The organism is Reyranella humidisoli, assembly GCF_019039055.1.
GTDB lineage: Bacteria > Pseudomonadota > Alphaproteobacteria > Reyranellales > Reyranellaceae > Reyranella > Reyranella humidisoli.
In genome coordinates this window covers 76,679-92,485 of the sequence record NZ_JAHOPB010000003.1, presented here as the reverse complement: position 1 = coordinate 92,485, position 15,807 = coordinate 76,679, and the positions used below count along the sequence as shown (strand labels likewise).

Annotated in this window: 17 protein-coding genes; 4 read left to right on the top strand and 13 right to left on the bottom strand. The window is 67.0% G+C overall.

Going from position 1 to position 15,807, the window contains the following annotated elements; genetic code table 11:
- Positions 1-10: 10 nt before the first annotated feature.
- Genes KQ910_RS23890 through KQ910_RS23870 form a run of 5 tightly spaced genes read right to left on the bottom strand, consistent with a single transcriptional unit; the run spans position 11 to position 4,228 of the window.
- Positions 11-373, bottom strand: a complete 363-nt coding sequence (locus tag KQ910_RS23890; protein ID WP_216966043.1) for a DUF6867 family protein — start codon at positions 371-373, stop codon at positions 11-13.
- Positions 370-1,098 (bottom strand): ABC transporter ATP-binding protein, encoded by a 729-nt coding sequence (locus tag KQ910_RS23885; protein WP_216966041.1) that lies wholly within the window; start codon positions 1,096-1,098, stop codon positions 370-372. Before KQ910_RS23885 ends, KQ910_RS23890 begins: the two co-directional genes overlap by 4 nt.
- On the bottom strand, positions 1,091-1,900 hold the full coding sequence (locus tag KQ910_RS23880) for an ABC transporter ATP-binding protein (protein ID WP_216966039.1): 810 nt from the start codon (positions 1,898-1,900) through the stop codon (positions 1,091-1,093). Before KQ910_RS23880 ends, KQ910_RS23885 begins: the two co-directional genes overlap by 8 nt.
- Positions 1,897-3,309, bottom strand: coding sequence for a high-affinity branched-chain amino acid ABC transporter permease LivM (livM, locus tag KQ910_RS23875; RefSeq protein WP_229600955.1), 1,413 nt, complete (start codon positions 3,307-3,309; stop codon positions 1,897-1,899). Before livM ends, KQ910_RS23880 begins: the two co-directional genes overlap by 4 nt.
- Before the next feature lie 4 nt (positions 3,310-3,313).
- Positions 3,314-4,228, bottom strand: coding sequence for an ABC transporter permease subunit (locus KQ910_RS23870; RefSeq protein ID WP_216966037.1), 915 nt, complete (start codon positions 4,226-4,228; stop codon positions 3,314-3,316).
- Between the two features lie 185 nt (positions 4,229-4,413).
- Between KQ910_RS23870 and KQ910_RS23865 the strand changes: the two genes are divergently transcribed.
- The 4 genes from KQ910_RS23865 to KQ910_RS23845 are packed head-to-tail and all read left to right on the top strand — an operon-like array spanning position 4,414 to position 7,821.
- The gene (locus KQ910_RS23865; protein ID WP_216966035.1) at positions 4,414-5,283 is read left to right on the top strand and encodes an NAD(P)/FAD-dependent oxidoreductase; all 870 of its coding nucleotides are present in this window, start codon (positions 4,414-4,416) and stop codon (positions 5,281-5,283) included.
- 17 nt (positions 5,284-5,300) lie between these two features.
- Positions 5,301-5,819: a UGSC family (seleno)protein gene (locus KQ910_RS27365; protein WP_439653337.1), complete on the top strand. Its 519-nt coding sequence runs from the start codon at positions 5,301-5,303 to the stop codon at positions 5,817-5,819.
- Positions 5,816-6,850 (top strand): hypothetical protein, encoded by a 1,035-nt coding sequence (locus KQ910_RS23850; protein ID WP_216966029.1) that lies wholly within the window; start codon positions 5,816-5,818, stop codon positions 6,848-6,850. The genes KQ910_RS27365 and KQ910_RS23850 overlap by 4 nt, the downstream gene beginning before the upstream one ends.
- Positions 6,850-7,821 (top strand): hypothetical protein, encoded by a 972-nt coding sequence (locus tag KQ910_RS23845; protein ID WP_216966027.1) that lies wholly within the window; start codon positions 6,850-6,852, stop codon positions 7,819-7,821. Before KQ910_RS23850 ends, KQ910_RS23845 begins: the two co-directional genes overlap by 1 nt.
- Positions 7,822-7,828: 7 nt before the next feature.
- Here the strand turns inward: KQ910_RS23845 and KQ910_RS23840 are convergent, their stop codons facing one another.
- From KQ910_RS23840 to KQ910_RS23805, 8 genes are read right to left on the bottom strand one after another with little or no spacing between them, the layout of a single operon-like run.
- On the bottom strand, positions 7,829-8,665 hold the full coding sequence (locus KQ910_RS23840) for an amidohydrolase family protein (RefSeq protein WP_216966025.1): 837 nt from the start codon (positions 8,663-8,665) through the stop codon (positions 7,829-7,831).
- A 15-nt stretch (positions 8,666-8,680) separates the two neighbouring features.
- A complete protein-coding gene (locus KQ910_RS23835) occupies positions 8,681-9,118 on the bottom strand; it encodes a hypothetical protein (protein ID WP_216966023.1) in 438 nt (145 codons plus the stop codon).
- A 1-nt stretch (position 9,119) separates the two neighbouring features.
- Positions 9,120-10,538 (bottom strand): amidase, encoded by a 1,419-nt coding sequence (locus KQ910_RS23830; protein ID WP_216966021.1) that lies wholly within the window; start codon positions 10,536-10,538, stop codon positions 9,120-9,122.
- A gap of 4 nt (positions 10,539-10,542) precedes the next feature.
- Positions 10,543-11,616 carry a dihydrodipicolinate synthase family protein gene (locus KQ910_RS23825; RefSeq protein WP_216966019.1) on the bottom strand — a complete coding sequence of 358 codons (1,074 nt, stop codon included), beginning with the start codon at positions 11,614-11,616 and terminating at the stop codon, positions 10,543-10,545.
- Between the two features lie 9 nt (positions 11,617-11,625).
- Positions 11,626-12,495: a GNAT family N-acetyltransferase gene (locus KQ910_RS23820; protein WP_216966017.1), complete on the bottom strand. Its 870-nt coding sequence runs from the start codon at positions 12,493-12,495 to the stop codon at positions 11,626-11,628.
- Complete coding sequence (locus KQ910_RS23815) at positions 12,482-13,513, bottom strand: NAD-dependent epimerase/dehydratase family protein (RefSeq protein ID WP_216966015.1); 1,032 nt, start codon at positions 13,511-13,513, stop codon at positions 12,482-12,484. The genes KQ910_RS23820 and KQ910_RS23815 overlap by 14 nt, the downstream gene beginning before the upstream one ends.
- Positions 13,510-14,955, bottom strand: coding sequence for an enolase-like domain-containing protein (locus KQ910_RS23810; RefSeq protein ID WP_229600954.1), 1,446 nt, complete (start codon positions 14,953-14,955; stop codon positions 13,510-13,512). Before KQ910_RS23810 ends, KQ910_RS23815 begins: the two co-directional genes overlap by 4 nt.
- A complete protein-coding gene (locus tag KQ910_RS23805) occupies positions 14,952-15,770 on the bottom strand; it encodes a sugar phosphate isomerase/epimerase family protein (protein WP_216966013.1) in 819 nt (272 codons plus the stop codon). Before KQ910_RS23805 ends, KQ910_RS23810 begins: the two co-directional genes overlap by 4 nt.
- Positions 15,771-15,807 lie beyond the last annotated feature (37 nt).

Here is a 15,807-nt window from a genome sequence, read left to right as displayed (position 1 = left end):
TGCCGCAAGCTTAGTGCCGCTCGTCCCAGCCCAGCAAGCCTTTGCGCCGGTATAGCCAGGGATACTGGCGCACCATCTGGCGCGCCCGCGTGAGCCGGTAGGCAAAGGCCGCGATCGCCAGTTGCACCGCCCAGCCGAACCCAAATCCGGCGAGCGACAGAAGTTCGCCATTGGCCAGCGCATAGTCGAGGAAGCGCAGCGTGGCAGACAGCAATGCAGTGTAGAAGACGACCTGCGGCCACGGCCGCCACGTGAGCGCCACCGCGTGCCCCGCCGCGAAGGATGCAGGCCCGATCAGGACGAGGTTGAACAGCACGACGTTGAACAGCGTGTCGCCGAACCAGTCGAACATGAAGGTGTCGAGCGGGCTCATCCGTGGCCGCCTTCGAGATAGGCCGCGCGGACTTCCTGGTTGGCCAGCAGCTCCTTGCCGCTGCCACTGAGGCGCACCCGGCCGTTGGCCAGCACGTAGCCCCGGTCTGCCAGGCGCAGCGCATGGAAGGCGTTCTGTTCGACCAGGAAGATGGTGACCCCCTCTTCCCGCGCGATGCGGCCGATCGAGTCGAAGATCTGCCGCACGATCAGCGGCGCGAGCCCAAGCGACGGCTCGTCTAGCAAGAGGAGCCGCGGCCGGCTCATCAGCGCGCGGCCAATGGCCAGCATCTGCTGCTCGCCACCCGACAGCGTGCCGCCGCGCTGGTCGCGCCGCTCCGCCAGCCGCGGGAACATGGCAAAGACGCGGTCGAGATCGCTCTTGAAGTTGGCCGGATCGGCGAGGATCGCGCCCATCTGCAGGTTCTCGTAGACGCTCATGCGCGCGAAGATGCGCCGTCCCTCCGGCACCTGCGCCACGCCGCGCCGCACGATCTGATGGGTCGGCAGGCCGGTGATGTCCTCGCCGTCGAATACGATGGTGCCGCTGCGCGCCCGGGGATTGCCGCAGATCGTCATCAGCAGGGTCGACTTGCCCGCACCGTTGGCGCCGATCAGGGTCACGATCTCGCCGCGCGCCACGTCGAGGTCGACGCCGTGCAAGGCCTGGATCGCGCCATAGAACGTCTCGATGCCCTTCACGGAGAGGATCGAGGGCTTAGCCATCGAGCGCCTCCTCGTCGGTGCCGAGATAGGCGCGGATCACCGCCGGGTCGTTGCGCACTGCCTGCGGATCGCCCTCGGCGATCTTGCGTCCGTAGTCGAGCACGACGATATGGTCCGAGATGTTCATCACGACGCTCATGTCGTGCTCGATCAACAGCACGCCGATCCCGTCGCGGTCGCGAATCGAGACCAGGAGATGGTTGAGCTCCGCGGATTCGCGCGGATTGAGGCCGGCCGCCGGCTCGTCGAGGCAGAGCAGCACCGGTTCGGTGCACATGGCGCGGGCGATCTCGAGCCGGCGCTGGGCGCCGTAGGGCAGTTCGCCGGCCGGCCGGTCGGCGTCAGCTAACAGGCCGATGCGCTCCAGCCAAAGGCGCGCCAGTTCGACCGCGGCTGCCTCGGCCCGCTGGAAGCTCCCGGCCCCAACCAGCCCCAGCAGACTCCAGCCCGAGGCGCGCATCAGCTTGTTGTGCTGCGCCACCATCAGGTTCTCGAGTACGGTCATGCCGGGGAACAGCCGGATGTTCTGGAAGGTACGCGCGACCTTGGCCTTCTGGCCAATCTCGTGCCCGCGCATGCGTTCGAGCAGGAATTCGCCGCCGGCCCCACGCAAGGTCAGCCGTCCGACTGTCGGCTTGTAGAAGCCGGTGATGCAGTTGAAGACCGTGGTCTTTCCTGCGCCGTTCGGTCCGATGATGGCGGTGATGGATTTCGGACGGGCGGCGAAGGAGACGTCGTCAATTGCGACCAGGCCGCCAAAGCGCATGGTGAGGTGCTCGACCTCGATCAGCGGTGCACTCATCCGCCGCCCCCCGGATGCAATCGTATCGACGGCTCGCGATGGGAGATGAGGCCACGCGGCTTGAACACCATGATCAGCACCATGGCGAGGCCGAAGGCCAGCATGCGATAGCTGCCGAGATCTCGGAACCATTCCGGCAGGCCGATCAGCAGCACCGCCGCCAGCACGACGCCGATCTGGCTGCCCATCCCGCCCAGCACGACGATGGCCAAAATGATCGCCGATTCGATGAAGACGAAGCTCTCGGGGCTGATGAAGCGCTGTTTGGCGGCGAAGAACGAACCGGCGAAGCCCGCGAACATGGCGCCGATCGCGAAGGCGGTGAGCTTGGTGTTCGTGGGATTGATGCCCAGCGCCTGGCAGGCCGTCTCGTCCTCGCGCAACGCTTCCCATGCGCGTCCGACCGGCAGCCGGCGCATACGCTGCGTGAAGAGGTTGGTGATCAGTGCCAGGCCGAGGATGATATAGTACAGGAAGATCAGCCGGTGATTGCCGTCGAAGGCGATGCCCAGCATCTCCGATACAGTCTGCTTGCCCGGCGGCGGCGTTTCGGCGAACACCGCGCCGAACAGGGTCGGCCCCGGGATCGAGCCGATGCCGGCCGGTCCGTTGGTGAGGTCGAACCAGTTGAGCAGGACCAAGCGGATGATCTCGCCGAAGCCCAGGGTGACGATGGCGAGATAGTCGCCGCGCAGACGCAGGACCGGGAAACCCAGCATGATGCCGAACAGCGCCGCCATCATCCCCGCGAGCGGCAGGACCGTCCAGAAGCCCAGCCCGTACTGTGTGCTCAGCAGCGCATAGGCATAGGCCCCGACCGCATAGAAGGCGACGTAGCCCAGGTCGAGCAGGCCGGCGAGTCCGACCACGATGTTGAGCCCCCAGCCCAGCATCACGTAGGTCAGGATCAGCACGCCGAGGTCCATCGTCTTCTGGTCGGCGAAGGGCGTGAACGGCATCAGGACGGCGGCGGCCAGCAGCAGCCAGCCGAACCATTTCGAGCCGGCCTTGCCCAGCGCCACGCCCGACGGCGTCCGCGCCGCCGCGCCCATCGCGTCGTTGGCCCACGGCCAGATCGCGCGGATCACCAGCAGCACACCGCCCAGCGCCACGAACCAGTGCAGGAAGCCAGACGGAAGCTTCATCGGCGAGGCCCCGGCCACGATCATCGCGACGCCGAGCACGATGGCGGGCCAGCGCAGGCCGTTGGCGGCCATCGACAGGCCGAGCCGGCCGATGAAGATGACGGCCACGGCCACGGCGAGATCGACGAGATGATAGTCGAAGCCCAGCCCCTTTCCGCCGCCCATGTCGACGGTGCGGAAGCCGACGATGAAGATGCCGAGGGCGGCTGCGACGAAGGCGGTCAGGCCCGCATCCTTCAGCATGAGGGGGAGGCGCTGCGCCATGCGCTCAGACCTTCTCGATCTCCGGTTTGCCGAGCAGGCCGCTCGGCCGGAAGATCAGCACCAGCACGAGGATCGCGAAGGCCGCGACGTCCTTGTACTCGCTGGAGAAGTAGCCGGCCCAGAAGACCTCGATCAGGCCGATCAGCAACCCGCCCAGCATCGCGCCCGGCAGCGAACCGATGCCGCCCAGAACCGCCGCCGTGAAGGCCTTGATGCCCGCCAGGAAGCCGATGAAGAAATCGACGACGCCGTAGTACATCAGGAACAGCATGCCGGCGACCGCGGCCAGTGCCGCGCCCAGCACGAAGGTGAGCGAGATCGTGCGATCGACGTTCACGCCCAGCAGCGAAGCCATCTTCATGTCCTGCTCGCAGGCCCGTTGCTGGCGGCCGAGCGATGTCCGGGCGATCACCCAGGTAAAGCCCGCCATCAGCACGACCGTCACCAGCACGATGATGATCTGTAGCCACGTCACGCGGACGTCGAAGCCGTCGACTGTGAAGAGGTTGAAGCCGCCGGAGACGATCTGTCCGCCCGGTTTCGGCCGCGCGCCCTGGGCAAGCTGGACGTAATTCTGGAGGGCAATCGAAACGCCGATGGCGGAGATCAGCGGGGCCAGCCGGAACGAGCCCCGCAAGGGTCTGTAGGCCGTTCGTTCTATCGCCCATCCGTAAACGGCCGAGAAAGACATCGCCAACAGCAGCACCAGGACGATGGCGATGGGCGCCGAGCTGATGCCCAGGCTGCCGCAGATGATGAAGCCGATCAGGGAGATGAAGGCACCGATCATGAAGACCTCGCCGTGCGCGAAGTTGATCATGCCGATGATGCCGTAGACCATCGTGTAGCCGATGGCGATGAGCCCGTAGATGGCGCCCAGCGTGATTGCGTTGATCAGCTGTTGCGTGAAATACGCCATGCCCTGTTTCTGTCTCCCTGCCCCTGCGACCTACGATGCTTTCTCGGGAACTGGCAAGCTCAAGATGAGAAGCCTGCAAATCACGGACCAGAGGCACGGCTGGAAGAGCTGCGCCCGGCCGGATACCCTCGGGGCGGCCCAAAAGCCACTTGAACTCGGGGGCCCAAGTGCCGATTAAAGGTCACATGGAACCCCCCTCATACGACGTCATCGTCATCGGCGCCGGTCCTGCCGGACTGACCGCCGCCACCGACATCGCCCGTGCCGGCCTCAAGGTACTTTGCCTCGACAAGCTCGCGCCGGGCGGTGAGATCATGAACCTCGGCGAACTCCAGGATTTCGACGAGATCTTCGACGGCGCGCAGATGGCGTCGCGCCTGACCGACGATGCGGTGGTCGCGGGTGTCGAGATCGGCTTCGGCGAAGTCTCGTCGATTGCCGGCCAGGGCCCCTTCGAGATCGAGACGACCGATGGCGAGCGCCACACCGCCCGCGCGCTGGTCGTCGCGACGGGCCTGAACAAGGGCAAGCTCGGGTTGCCGAACGAGGAAGAATACGAAGGTCGCGGCCTTTCCCACTGCGCGAACTGCGACGGCCCCCTCTACGCCGGACAGCCGGTCATCATTGCCGGCGCCACCGGATGGGCCCCGTACGAGGCGAAGGCGCTCGTCGGCATTGCCGGCGAAGTCACCATGCTCGGCGTGCCCGACGGCGACGTTCCCGAAGGCGTGACCTCCCAGCCGGGCCGGATCGTCGCCGTAGAAGGCAGCAACGGCCTCGAGGCCGTCACGATCGAGAATGACGGCCAGCGAAACAGAATTCCGACGAATGCCGTTTTTGTTTACGTCGGCCGGTCTCCCGCTGCGGAATTCCTGCCGGATTCGCTTGCACGCGACGCCACCGGGCATATCGTTGTCGACGAAGAAGGCCGGACCGGCCTGCCGCTGGTGTTTGCCGCCGGCGACGTCAGGTCCGGCTCGAAGGAATATCTGGCCAACGCCATCGCCGACGGCCAAAGGGCCGCCCAATCGGCGGTCGCGGCGCTGAACAAGTAGCGTGGAGGAAAATTAGAATGCGCATCTTCAATCCGAGCTTCGGCATGGCCGCCGCCGGCCCCGCCAAGGTGACGTTGCAGCCCATCAACTGGGCGACCGACGCCATAGCGCTGATCTCCAACTCGAAGCCGAATGCCCGTGAGCTGCTGGAAGGCGTCCGCGCCATGCTCGGTGCGCACCGTTCGGTGGACAACATCCACTTCCACGCCAAGAACAGCGCCAGCCAGCCGGCGCCGAAGGAACTGATCGAAAAGGTCGCGAAGAACTACAAGGGTGCCTTGCTAGCCTTAGGGGATTGAGGAAGCTGTTCATCGTGGAGTTTCCACGACAGCCTCGAACTCGAGAAGCTCGGCGTCACCTCTTTCGTGATCGCCACTGAGACCTTCAAGCCGCTGGTCCTTGCCCAGGCGAAAGCCCGCAAGGTCGAAGCGCGACTGATCGTGGTGAAGCATCCCGTCGGCGGCCTGAACGCCGAAGAGTTGCGGGAGCGCATCGAAGCAGCGACCAAGGGACTGACCGAGGCGACGACGAAATGAAGGACATCGCCGAACAGGAAGTGATCGACATCGGAGAGATGGATGTCGAAGCCTTCAACGAGTATGCCACGGAACAGGGCTGGAGCGACGGCATGCCGCTCTTCGTCCCCACCGAGGCCAAGGTCGCGAAGTTCGTCGAGACCGTTCGCGGCGACAACCGGCCCTATGCGCCGGTGCCGCCGCGCCAGATCGTCCCGACGGTCCAGGCGCTCGCCGCCAACGCCGTGATGGCGGGCTGCAAGCCGGAATACTTCCCGGTCGTGACCGCCGCCCTGCGCGGCGTGCTCGACCCGGAATACAATCTGCACGGTACGCTGGCCACGACGCACTCCTGCGCGCCGATGGTCATGGTGAGCGGCCCGATCCGGCACGAGCTCAACATCAACTGCGGCACCAACTGCTTCGGACAAGGCCGCCAGGCCAATGCCACGATCGGCCGCGCGCTCGGCCTGATGCTGCTGAACGTCGCCGGCGCCAAGCCGGGCGAGATGGACCGCTCGACCCAGGGCAATCCCGCCAAGTTCACCTTCTGCTTCGGCGAGAACGAGGAAGAGAATCCCTGGACGCCCTATCACGTGCAGCGCGGCTTCGCGCCCACGGACTCGGTCGTGACGGTGATGTCGGGCGAAGGCCCGCATAACCTCAACGATCACGGCTCGACCACCGGCGACGGCCTGCTGACCACGTTCGCCGGCGGCATGTCCAACCCGGGCTCCAATACGATCTACGGCAAGGGCCCGATGTTCGTCATCATCGGTCCCGAGCATGCCGCGACGCTCAAGCGGGACGGCTTCACGATCGACAGCATCCGCGAGGAGCTGTGGAAGCGTTCGCGCGTCCATCTCTCGCGCGTCTCGAAGGAAAACCTCGTGACCTACGAGACCACGGGTCACAAGCCGGACGGCGACTGGCTGACGATCGGCCGCGACCCGAAGGATATCCACATCACCGTGGCGGGCGGCCCGGGCAAGCACTCGGCCTTTATCCCGTCTTTCGGCGGCACCACCGTCGCCTGCACGCGCATCGCCTGATGGACGAGTGGTGCGGCTGGCCCATCGTCTCCGACGGGACGAACTGGGAAGATGCACAACGCATCCTGACGGAGGCCGAACTTTCCGACGGCCTCCCCCTGGTGCCGCCGACCCGGCGGCGTCTTGAGGCCATGGTCGCCGGCGTCGGCGGCCGTTCGGAATCGCTGGGCATGATGCCGCCGATGTTCGGCGACATCACGCCGGACAGCGTCGCCTATCAATGCGTGATCGCGGGCTGCGTTCCGGCCGAGTTGCCGGTCGTGCTGGCGGCCGCGACCGCGATCCTCGAACCGGACTTCAACCTTCTCGGCATCGCCACGACCACCGGCAGCGCGGCGGTGGCGCTGTGCGTCCACGGCCCGATCGCCCGCACGCTCGGCGTCAACGCTCTGACCAACGCCATCGGCCCCGGTACACGCGCCAATGCCTGCATCGGCCGCGCCCTGCAGTTGTCCTTGCGCAACATCGGCGGCGCCCGCTCGGACACGGGCGACATGGCGACGATGGGCCAGCCGGCCAAGTTTACCCTGTGCTTCGCCGAGCGCGACGAAGGCCCCTTCCCGTCCTTCACCGAGCGCCACGGACTCGGCCGGGATGCCAGCGCAGTCACGGTGATGGGTATATCCGGCACGGCCGAGGTGCTGCCGGGCGACGGCGAAGGCGCCACGCCCCAAGCGATCCTCGACCCGATCGTCGCCGGCATGCGCGCCGAGATCGTGATGTCGGGCCAGAGCCGCAAGAAGGATCGTGGCGAGCAGGTCGTCCTGCTGCCGCTGGAACTCGCGGAGAAGATCGCCCGCCACGACGGCTGGGACCTCAAGCGCATCCAGCACTATCTGTTCGACAAGGGTGGCGACGTCGCCGCCTCGCCCGAGGCGATCCATCCGATCGTGACCGGCGGCGCCGGCTACAAGATGGCCTATCTCCCGATCTGGGGCGGCGGCTCGCAGACGGTGCTACGCAAGCTCTGACCGACGGTCAGAGCTTCCAGCCCAGCCATTCGCAGATGCCGCGGCCCATCACGCCTTCCAGGTCGTCGCCCTTCAGCCAGGGCATCTCTTCCGTGAACATGGTCACGCCCTGGCGGTAGCTGCCGGGCAGCCGCGACAGGTCCGTTCCCCAGAAGGTGCGCTTGGGGCCAAAGGCATCGAACACGCGCTGGATCTGCGGATGCACCGACTTGAACGGATAGGTCTTGTCGTCGGCGTAGCAGGGCATGGCAGAGACTTTGGCCGCCACGTTGGGCCGCCTGGCAAGCGCCAGCACGTTGTCCAGCGTCGCGAAGTTAGTGGTCTCGGTGAAGCCCTTGCCGCTCTTCAGCCCGAGATGGTCGAGCACGAGTCGCAGGCCGGGATAGCGCTCCGCGACCTTGTCGGCGAGATGCATGTATTCGTGGTGGAACAGCACCATCGCCGGGATGCCGTGCTTCTCCAGTTCGCCCCACACCCAGTCGAATCGGCCGTCGAGCAGCGGCTGGCGCAGTACCTCGGTGTGGAAGGTGAAGCGCACGCCCAGCATGCCTGGTTGCTTCTTCCAGTCGGCGAGCTGGCCGGTCGCGCCCGGTGCCTCCGGATCGAACCGTCCCATGGTCGCGAACCGGGTCGGATGCGCCTTCGCCGCCTCGTTGGCGAGGTCGTTGCGGTCGCCTTCCCACGACGGCGGCACGATGATCACGCCGTCGACGCCGGCCTTGTCCATCTCGGCCAGCAGCTCGTCCTTGCCCAGCGGCTCCCGGTGCGGTTCGGCGCGGGCCGGCCACGGCCGCTCCGGCGTGTTCGGCCCCCAGATATGGACCTGCGCGTCGACGATCTTCATTGCCCCGTCTCCACCCTACTTCATCAGTTTTCGCGCGAGCACATAGAACAGCCACATGCCGAAGCCCCAGAGCGCATAGACGATCGGCACCACGACGACGCCCGGCAGGCGCCAGCCGCCGCCCACGGGAGCGCCCTTGAGCGGCAGCACGACGAACCAGTTCACCGCCAGCACCAGCGCGGCCGCGAACAGGATCCAGCCCAGCGCGCCGTTCAGGACGCCCGGCAGACGCGTGACGACGAAGGCGCCGAGGATACCCCACAGGCCGCCCCAGAAGACTTGTGAGACGATGGTCGGCACGCCCCACGGCGGCACCGGCCGCATGCTGTAGAGATTGGAGCGGCCGTAACCCAGCTCGGCGGCGAAGTGGAAGCCGAGCTGATGGAACACCAGCACGCTCAATGCGCCGGCGATGAAACCCGCGACCACCATGCGCCAGAAATTGCCCGTCATATCACTTCCCTCCGGAAGGCCGCCGATCCCGCCACGGATGCGCCCGTTCGAGCTGGGCAGCCAGTGAGAACAGGGTCGCTTCGGCACCATAGCGAGCGACGAAATGCATGCCGATGGGCAGACCGTCTTCGGTCCATTCGAGCGGCACCGACATGGCTGGGACTCCGGTGGCGTTGCACACGGCGGTGAACGCCACCATCGGCGCCAGCCCCTGCTCGTACTTCTCCAGTGTGCCATCCATGCGCACCGTGCCGAGCGGCAGCGACGTGCGGGCGATGGTCGGCGACAGGAGGATGTCGAACCTCTCGAAGAAGGCGCCGAGCTGTCGGCCCGTGCGATGGAAGGTCTGCACGGCACGGATGTAATCGTGCGCGCCGATCCTGGCGCCTTGCTCCGCGTAGAGCCGCGTCACCGGCTCGAGATCGTCCGGCCCCGGCACGCGACCGTTGGCGCGGACCTGGATGTTGGTGAAGGTATTGGCGCACATCACCGTGCCGAAGGCCTTGCCCGTTGCTTCGGCGTCGTAGTCCGGCGCGGCCTCCTCGACGAGATGACCGAGCGCTTCCAGCCGCTTCGCCGTGCGTTCGACGGCGGCTATCAACACCGGGTCCATCGACTCCCAGCCCACGGGCTTGCGCAGGAAGGCGACGCGGAGCTTGGCCGGCGCCCGCCGGGTCGCATCGAGGAACGTGCCTTCGGTCTCTGGCGCGCGGTACGGATCGCCCGGCTCACCGCCTGCCAGCGCGTCGAGCAACGCCGCACTGTCACGGACCGAGATCGATACGCATAGTTGCGCACCCGCCCCGGCCAGCGTCTCGCCGATCGGCGCCAGGCTGATGCGGCCGCGTGAGGGCTTCAGGCCGAACAGGCCGCACAGGGAGGCCGGAATGCGGATCGAGCCGCCGCCGTCGGTCGCATGCGCCAAGGGCAGTGCCCGCGCGGCCACGACGGCCGCCGAGCCGCCGGAAGAGCCGCCCGGCGACAGGTCGGCACGCCATGGGTTGACCGTCGCGCCGCCGAACGCGGGCTCGGTCGTCGGCGCGAGCCCGAACTCGCTGGTGTTGCTGCGTCCCACGATCACCAGACCGGCGCGGCGCATGCGTGCGACGGCAGCGCTGTCGTTTGCCGCGACCGGCTCCTTGGCGAAGAAGCGCGAACCGACCGTGGTCGGCGTGCCGGCGCAATCGGCCATGAGCTGCTTAACCACGAAGGGAATGCCGAGGAACGGCCCCTCGCCCGCCGCCGCGACCGACTTCCCGAGCAGATCGCCCTCGTAGAAGTCGGTGATCGCGTTCAGTTGCCCGTTGACCTGGCGCAGCCGCACGAGGCTCGCATCGAGAACTTCACGCGTCCCGATCTTCCGGCTGCGGACGAGTTCCGCGACGGCAAGGGCATCGTGCGTCGCAAACAGATCTTCCAATGGTTCAGTTCCGCCAGCGCTCTAGGTTCGCCGCCACGAAGGCGTCGTCGTGCAGTTCGGGATAGGTCGCATAGAGCCGGTCAATGCCCTCGCTCTGGCCGGGGCTCAGCTTCTCGTGCGGATCGAGACACTCGACCGATTTGAGCAGCCCCTGTCGCCGCAGGATCTCGTGACAGCCCGGAATACAGCCCGCGAAATCATGGTCGACGTCGAACACTACGCTATTGCAGTCGGTCACGAACGAATCCAGCGCCAACACTTCCGGCGGGACTGCGCCGTTCGAGACCGAGAGCTTGAGCCGTTCCAGCATGTTCACCGCGCCGCGCGTCCAGACGCTCCAGTGGCCGAGCAGTCCGCCCTGGAACCGCAGGGTCACCTCGCGATTGCCGGTGCGAACCACCATCGGCGTCACGAGATCGGCCACGATGTGATCGTCGTTACCGGTGTAGAGAGTGATGCGATCCTCGGCATGCGCGGCGGCGATGCCGAAGCAGACATCGAGCGTGCGATAGCGGTTGAACGGCGCCACCTTGATCGCCACGACATTGTCTATGGAAGCGAAGCGCGTCCAGAATTCGCGCGACAGCTTGATCCCGCCCACCGCCGTCTGCAGGTAGAAACCGATCAGCGGCATCTCCTTCGCGACCGTAGAGCAATGCTCGATCAGCTCGTCCTCGCTGGCACCCTTCAGCGCCGCCAGCGCCAGCAGCACGGCATGATAGCCGAGCGACCGCGCCGTGCGCGCTTCCTCGACGGCCTGAGCCGTCTTGCCGACCGCGCCCGCGATCATGACCAGCGGCCGGTCCGTCCAGTCGCGCGCCGTTCCGATGGCGAGTTCGAGAACCGGGCGGTAGAGCCCAACCTCGCGGATGGCGAACTGCGTGGAGTGGACCCCGACAGCGAGACCGCCCGAGCCGGCATCGAGGTAGTAGCGGCTCAGCGCGCGCTGGGACTGCTCGTCGAAGTTCCGTTCGGTATCGAGCGCAAGCGGATGCGCCGGGATGACGGTGCCCTGCCGCAGCAGGGACAGGACCGGCGCCGGAAGATCACGCCAGTGAAGGGCCTTGTCGGTGCTCATGCTGGTATCCTAGCCCAGTTCCGGGCCTGCGAGGGCAAAGACATGCGAGGGATCGTCCAGCCCCTTCGCCGTCCCCAGGGTCATGCGCATGTAGCCCCGCGGCGAGGTCGCCCCCTGCTCCAGAAGCCAGCCTCGTACCGCCTCGTGCGCCTCCGGCACATCGATGATGAACGGACCCGGCGCGGCGGCTGCCGCCTGCGAGATCAGCGCGAGCGCGATCGCCTCGCGATCGGCGACCACCGGCCCAAGCGATGTTGCCACCCGGCCTTCACGGCCCAACACGAAGCCCACGATCTTGCCGCCCACATCTTCCGCCAGCCAGGCGCGGCCGGGCTGGCGCAGCGCAAGGTGCATCAGGATCGACGGCCGCTCCATGCCGGTCAGCGGCCGGTCGTAGATGGCGAGCCGCGGCAGGTCGGCCGGCGTGACCGGCCGGATCGTGACGCCGGCCGGCGGCGCAACCGCGCCACCTTTCGCCCCGTCGAAATGCCAGCGGGCAATCGGGTAGAGGTCACGAAATCCCAGCGGCAGATAGATCGGTCGTCCCTGCTCCGTCGCATCGAGGCCCGCGACGGCATCGGCCGCGCGCACTTCCTCGATGCAGCGCTTCAGCAGGCCTGTGCCAACACCACCACGGCGCCGGTCCTTCGTCACCAGCACCATGCTTATCCAGGCGAGCTTCTGGCCGAGCGGCAGGATCAGCGAGCTGGCCTGCCACGTCCCGTCAGGCGCGGTGCAGCCGAAGCCGCGGCCGGCCCCCAGCATGAAGCGCCAGTCGGCGACGTTCTGGTTCCAGCCCGCCTCGATCGACAGAGGCCACACCGCGTCGCCCTGCTCGGGGTCGATCGGCCGGACGTCGAGCGGCTCAGTACTTGCCATCGCGCACCTCGTAGTGCGTGGGCTTGTTCAGCGTGGCCATGTCGCGCTGCAGCCAGTCGGTCGTCCACTCGATCATCTTCGAGAGCGGCACGCTCGGCGGCCCGAACTCCTTCTCCATTTTCCTGGCGTTGTTCAGCCAGCCGGTCGGCGCTTCCCTGCCGGTGAGCGTCGGCGTCCTGCCCAGCAGCTTGCCGAATTCGGCCGCCAGCCGGCGGATCTCGATGGTCTCCAGGCCCGTGACGTTGATCGGCGTGGTGGGTGTCGTGGCGCGTGCGAGGCAGCGCAACGCGACGGAGTTGGCATCGCCCTGCCAGATGACGTTCACATGGCCCATCGACAGGTCGATCGGCTCGCCGTCACGCACCTTGCGCCCGACGTCGTGCAGGACGCCGTAGCGCATGTCGATCGCATAGTTCAGGCGGAACAGCCGGCCCGGCGTGCCGTGGCGTGCCGAGAAATACTCGAACATGCGCTCGCGCCCGACGCAGGAGTTGGCGTAGTCGCCTGAGGGCGGAACTGGCGGCACCTCTTCCGTGGCGCCGCCGCTGTCGACCGGCACGAACGGGTAAACGCAGCCCGTCGAGAAGGCGACGATGCGCGATTCCTTGAAGATCTCGGCGACCATCGCCGGGACCTGCACGTTCATCGCCCAGGTGAGCGGCACGTCGCCCGTCGCGCCGAACTTGCGCCCGGCCATGAACACGACACTGGCCGCCGTTGGCAGGCTCTCCAGCGCCGCACGGTCCAGCAGGTCGGCCGCGATCGGCTCGACGCCGGCTTTCTCCAGCGCTTCCTTCACGCCGGGCTCGCTGAAGCGTGCCACGCCCATGATGCGCTTGGTTGGTGCCGCGCGCTTGGCCATGCGCGCCAGGGTCGGTCCCATCTTGCCGCCGACACCCAGCACGAGAATGTCGCCCGGCGTCGCGGCCAGGTCGGCGACCAGCTCGGCCGACGGGGCAGTCATGAAGTTCTCGACGGCCTCGACGCTTTCGAAACGCGCGGGAAGATTGGCGCTCATTTCTTGCCTCCAGGGTGGGCCGGCGTCAGCCGCTCGCGCGGTGCGGCGGGCATCGACCGAAGCGCTGCGAAGTCGAGATCGACGCCGACGGCGAAGCCCGGGCAGCCCAGCGAACCCAGCGCCAGGGCCCCGTTGTTGACCTTGAGCCGCGCCGGCTTGCCCGGTTGCCGCTCGTAGAGATCGGGATGCGCAGTCACGAAGGCGTTCTGCTCGGCATCGGACGCCGAAGACATGCCGTCGATGAAATGATGGGCGTTGCGCTCGACATGGGTGAGGCCCAGCAGCGAGACCAGCGCGAGATCCTGCTGGACACTCACGCCGGGCTGCGTCGTCAGGTCCTCGGCCGACATGAAGTAACCGGGACCGAGCTTCGCGACGCGCGCGGCGTTCAGGATCGACTTGTAGAACCCCTTGCAGTTCTTGCTCGAAACGCCGGCATAGCCGAGCTTGAGCGCTTCGGGGAACGTCGACAACTCGCCGTCGGACTCGTCGATGATGACCGGGCGATACTTGGCCAGTGCCGTGACCGGCCTGCTGAGCGCCGCCTGGCGCTTGATCGGCTGCTCGATGAACAGTGTCGCCTTCACCATCCTCGCCAGCGCCGGTGTCTCCTCGACCTTGCGCCACAGTTCGACGATGCCGTCGACATCATCGTACTGCTCGTTGCCGTCGAACGTGACCTTGTAGTCGCCCGCTGCCGCATCCAGCACCGAGGCGATGCGTGTCAGCCGGTCGAGATCGGCCTTGATGTCGCCGCCGACCTTCAGCTTGTAATACCGCCCGCGATAATGGGAGACGACCTCCTCCAGCGTCTCCGGCAAGCCGTCGTTCACGCGTTCCGACGCCGGCCTCTCCGCCGTCGTCAGCGGATCGACCAGGCCCACCGTATGGCGAAGATCGATCGAGGATCGCGGCTTCAAGCCCGCGAGGAAACCCGCCAGATGCGCCGCCTCCACGTCCGGCGTCAGGTCCGTCGCGGCGATCCCCGGCACGTTGGCCGCGATCATCTGCGCGAAGGACTGCCCCGTCGCTTTGCCTACAGCATCGATGATCGCGCGGTCGAGCAGTGCCGGACCGTATGAAGCGACCAATGGATTGAGGCCGAGCTCGGCACCACGCGCGATCTGCTGGCGATAGCTGCCGGCGTAGAGGCCGAACGGCGTATCGAAGCCGCGCGCCACGTAGTGGTCGATGGCGAGTTGCAGCGCCTGACGGAGCTGGTCGAGATTCTGCGCATCGGAGAAGTCCGGACTCTTCTCGAACCACTTGGCGCCCAGCGCCTCGGCGGCCACGCCTTCGCTCTTGCGACCGTCCTCCAGCACGATCTGCACACGAATGATCGCCTGGATGCCCTGTGTCACCGTGATGACGCCGAAACGGAACGGCAGGCGCAGGCGGTGGTCTCGCTCGAAGCGGTCGACCGCCTCAACCTTCACTTTCATGGGTTTTGCTCCAGCAGGCCCTGCACGTAGCCGATCATGCGCGCCGCGCAGGTCGGGCCGTCGGGCTCGTAAACGAAAGGCTCCATGGCGACCCAGCCCTCATAGCCGGTGTCGCGCAAGGCCTGGACGACGGGCGCGAACCTGTCGGCGCCCTCGCCCGGCCCGCGCTTGTTGCGGTCGTTGAACTGGACATGGGCCATCAGCCCGGTCGGCATCCAGCGACGGATGACGTCAGCGACCGGCTCCTTCTCTTCCAGGCTCGACGCCAGCGTGTCGACCATCAACCGGAAGGCCGGGCTTCCAATCCGTCGGACGACGGCTTCAGCTTCCGCCAGGGTGTTCACAAAGTTGCACTCCGGCCGGGCCAGCGGCTCCAGGCAATAGACGACGCCCGCCTTCTCCGAGGAAGCCGCGGCGGCGGTCCAGGCTTCCTCAACCCGCTTCGCATCATCGGGCAGGGCCACACGGCGCTGGGCCGGCGAACCGTGGACGAGGTAGGCACCACCCAGCTCGGCGCAGAGATCGACCGACGCCAGCATCACGTCGAGACTGCGTTGCCAGACGGCCCTGTCGGCGCTCGCGATCGACAGCCCGGCGGGCGCCGCCAGCAGCCAGTGCAGGCCGCTCACCACGAGGCCCGCATCGCTGCAGGCCCGCCGGATCTCGGCGCGCCGCGCCGCCGGCATGCGCCATGCATCGTCGTCCAGGGTGAAGGGCGCGACTTCGAGACCCTTGTAGCCGAGCGCCGCCGCCAGGGCGCACTGGCGCTCGAACGGAAGGTCGCGGATGACTTCATTGCAGAGGGAAAGCTTCACGGACGAACCTCGCCTTGACGGGCAAATGCGCGTTCGC